Origin of the sequence: Streptomyces colonosanans (assembly GCF_001866645.1) — a bacterium.
Taxonomy (GTDB): Bacteria; Actinomycetota; Actinomycetes; order Streptomycetales; family Streptomycetaceae; genus Streptomyces; species Streptomyces colonosanans.
In genome coordinates, this window is record NZ_MLYP01000152.1 from 1 (window position 1) to 3,228 (window position 3,228).

4 protein-coding genes are annotated in these 3,228 nt (G+C 70.0%); 1 reads left to right on the forward strand and 3 read right to left on the reverse strand.

The window, feature by feature from the left end:
- The first annotated feature begins 283 nt into the window (after positions 1–283).
- Positions 284–1,081, forward strand: a complete 798-nt coding sequence (locus tag BIV24_RS34905; protein WP_218149350.1) for a hypothetical protein — start codon at positions 284–286, stop codon at positions 1,079–1,081.
- A 54-nt stretch (positions 1,082–1,135) separates the two neighbouring features.
- On the opposite strand, the gene BIV24_RS30920 is transcribed toward BIV24_RS34905, so the two are convergent.
- From BIV24_RS30920 to BIV24_RS30930, 3 genes are all read right to left on the reverse strand, one after another.
- Positions 1,136–1,495 carry a DUF6204 family protein gene (locus BIV24_RS30920; RefSeq protein ID WP_071369770.1) on the reverse strand — a complete coding sequence of 120 codons (360 nt, stop codon included), beginning with the start codon at positions 1,493–1,495 and terminating at the stop codon, positions 1,136–1,138.
- A gap of 96 nt (positions 1,496–1,591) precedes the next feature.
- Entirely contained in the window at positions 1,592–2,716 is a 1,125-nt protein-coding gene (gene disA, locus BIV24_RS30925) for a DNA integrity scanning diadenylate cyclase DisA (protein WP_071369771.1), read from the reverse strand.
- Between the two features lie 81 nt (positions 2,717–2,797).
- The coding region (locus BIV24_RS30930) for a magnesium chelatase domain-containing protein (RefSeq protein WP_281247793.1) at positions 2,798–3,228 on the reverse strand (431 nt) is incomplete at its 5' end.

Below are 3,228 nucleotides of genomic sequence, written 5' to 3' on the forward strand. Positions count from 1 at the left end.
GGGCTGGTGGGTGCAGTCATGACGTCTTCGATCCTGCCACGGGAGGGGTGGTGGGGTGGGGGATCGGCTCGGGATGGGGATGGTTGTGTCGGTCGCCGGCCACCATGCGGGCTCATGGCGGCCACGATGGGTGAGCGGGCGTCCGCGTTCGGTGGTCGCCGGTCCACGGGCCGCCGGCGGCGGGCGGAAGCCCTGTGCCGTGCGTGATGATGATCCGGAAAAGTTGGGGCTATGGCGGCGGGTGGGGCAAGGCGAGGCTCCGATCTCTCGTACAGTTTGGGCCGTGGGATCTCTGCGCAATCCGGTCGGGCCGCTTCCCTCCTCCATCTACTGGCGACGGAGGGCCGTACTGCTGTCCGTGGTCGCCCTGTTGGTGCTGTTCGCCGTGTGGGTGGTCACCTCCTCCGGCAGCGGCGGCGGGAAGAACAAGGCGGGCGATTCGAACGGGAAACACCCCACGTCGTCGATCACGCCCGGTCCGTCCGGAAGCGGGCCCGCGATCAGTCAACACCCGGGCGGACGCGACGAGTCGGGCGATGAGGCCGGTTCGGGGACGCCCGGGTCGTCGGGGTCCGGGGACGCCTCCGGTGCGGCAGACGCCGGGTCCGGAGGGACGGACAACGATGAGGGTGGCGGCTCCTCCGGTGGGAGGCTGGCGGCGGGTTCCGGTGTGGCGTTGCCCAACTGCACCGCGAACGCCTTGCAGTTGACGCTGCGGAGTATCCACAACGCCTATGCGCCCGGGGACATGCCCGCGTTCGAGCTGAGCGTCAAGAACTCGTCCGGAAGCGAGTGCAAGGTCGATCTCGGCCCGAAGAGGGCGGTGCTGACGATCACTCAGTCCGACAGCGACAAGACCATCTGGTCCTCGGCCGACTGTCCGAGCGGTTCGGGAAGCGTGCTGTACCGCGTACCCGCGGGTGGCCATGCCACGTACACGGCGAAGTGGGACCGCAAGCCGAGCGCCCCGAACTGCGCCACGCCCCCGGCAGGCTCGGCGTCGGCGGGTACGTACCTGGTGGAGGCGAAGGCCGCCGGCCTTCCGAACGCCCAGACGTCGTTCGTGCTTTCGAAGGACTAGAAGAAGCCTCATGAAGATCCCACGATCGTCATGAGGCTTCTTTCCGGGCTCCGCTCAGGAGGACGTTTCCCTCATCGCCCGGCGCTGCCGCTTGCCGAGCGGGGCCTGAGAGAGGTCCTGGGCCGTGGAGCGGAGGTTCTTGTAGCCGTATCCGCGTTCGGTGAGCCAGGCCTTCGCGGCCTCTTCGGCGCGTTCCGTCGCGGCGAGGATGTCCTCCTCGGCCTCGCCCGACTCCAGGAAGCGGAAGGTGAAGGCGGGGCGGGCGGCGAGGTCGTAACTGAGGTGGCCCTCCGGGGTGAAGGCCGCGCGCAGCACGTCGTGCTCCGCGGCCCGCTCCAGGAGCTCGGCCCGTCGTCCGTCGTCGAGGCCGTCGAAGACGCCGCGGACCATGATGCGGAAAGTACGGATGCTCATCCCGCGAACGTAAGCCCGGGGGCCGGTGTGTCTCCACCGGGTTTCCGGTACCCGACCGCTCAAGGCCGGTCCCGGATCCGCCCTTGCCGCCGGAGGCTAGACGTACCGCTCCAGGATCGACGACTCCGCCAGCCGCGACAGCCCCTCGCGTACGCTGCGGGCCCGGGCCTCGCCGACGCCGTCCACCGTCTGCAGATCGTCGACGCTCGCCGCGAGCAGCTTCTGGAGGCCGCCGAAGTGCTCCACCAGACGGTCGATGATCGCGCCGGGCAGTCGCGGGACCTTCGCCAGCAGACGGAAGCCGCGCGGTGACACTGCCGAGTCAAGGGCCTCGGGAGAGCCGGTGTAGCCCAATGCGCGGGCCACCGTGGGCATTTCGAGGAGTTCGCCCTGGTGCAGCGCGTCCAGCTCGGACAGCGCTTCCTCGACCGTGCGGGAGCGCTTCGCGGTCGGTTCGGGCACGTAGTCGCGCACCACCAGCTCCCGCTCGGGCTCCACACCCGCGATCAACTCGTCCAGCTGGAGGGAGAGCAGACGGCCGTCCGTGCCCAGCTCGACCACGTATTCCGCGATCTCGGTGGCGATACGGCGGACCATCTCCAGGCGCTGTGCCACCGCCGAGACGTCCCGGACCGTCACCAGGTCCTCGATCTCCAGTGCGGACAGCGTGCCCGCCACCTCGTCCAGACGGAGCTTGTAACGCTCCAGGGTGGCCAGGGCCTGATTGGCGCGGGACAGGATGGCCGCCGAGTCCTCCAGGACGCGGCGCTGGCCGTCGACGTACAGCGCGATCAGGCGCATCGACTGGGAGACGGAGACCACGGGAAAGCCGACCTGCTTGCTCACCCGGTCCGCCGTGCGGTGGCGCGTGCCCGTCTCCTCCGTCGGGATCCTGGGGTCCGGGACCAGCTGCACCCCGGCTCGCAGGATCTTCGACAGGTCGGAGGAGAGCACGATGCCGCCGTCCAGCTTGCACAGCTCGCGCAGGCGGGTGGCGGTGAACTCGACGTCCAGGACGAAGCCGCCCGTGCACATCGCCTCGACGGTCTTGTCGGAGCCGAGCACGATCAGACCGCCGGTGTTGCCGCGGAGCACCCGCTCGAGGCCGTCACGCAGGGCCGTACCGGGCGCCACGGCGCTCAGCGAGGCGCGCATCAGGCCATCGGTACCGGAACTCCCACCGGACTTTCCGGGAGCTGCTGCCCGGTCGTTGGCTGCCACTGCACTCCTCCGGTCGCAGGTTCTGGGGCGCTCCCGTGTCGCACACTCGGTTCGTACGGACGGGCGAGACCAGGGCAAAGTCTACCGGCGGTCCTCCGCCTCCCGTGGGGCCTCCCGACGACGAGAGCGGGGAAGGACCCGCAGCGCGTCCCCCATGTCCGCCACTTCCAGCACCTTCATCCCGGGCGGGATCTTGCCCGGGTCGGTCGGTACGAGCGCGTGTGTGAAGCCCAGGCGATGGGCCTCGGACAGCCGGCGCTGGACCCCCGTGACCCGTCTGACCTCGCCCGCCAGGCCCACCTCGCCGATCGCGACGAGGTTCTTCGGCAGCGGGGTGTCACTCGCGGCGGAGGCGAGCGCGAGGGCGATCGCGAGGTCCGCGGCCGGCTCCGAGAGCCGTACGCCGCCCACCGTCGCCGAATAGATGTCCTGCTTTCCGAGCGCCTTGATCCGGCCCCGCTGCTCCAGCACAGCGAGCATCATCGAGACGCGTGAGGTCTCCAGGCCGGACG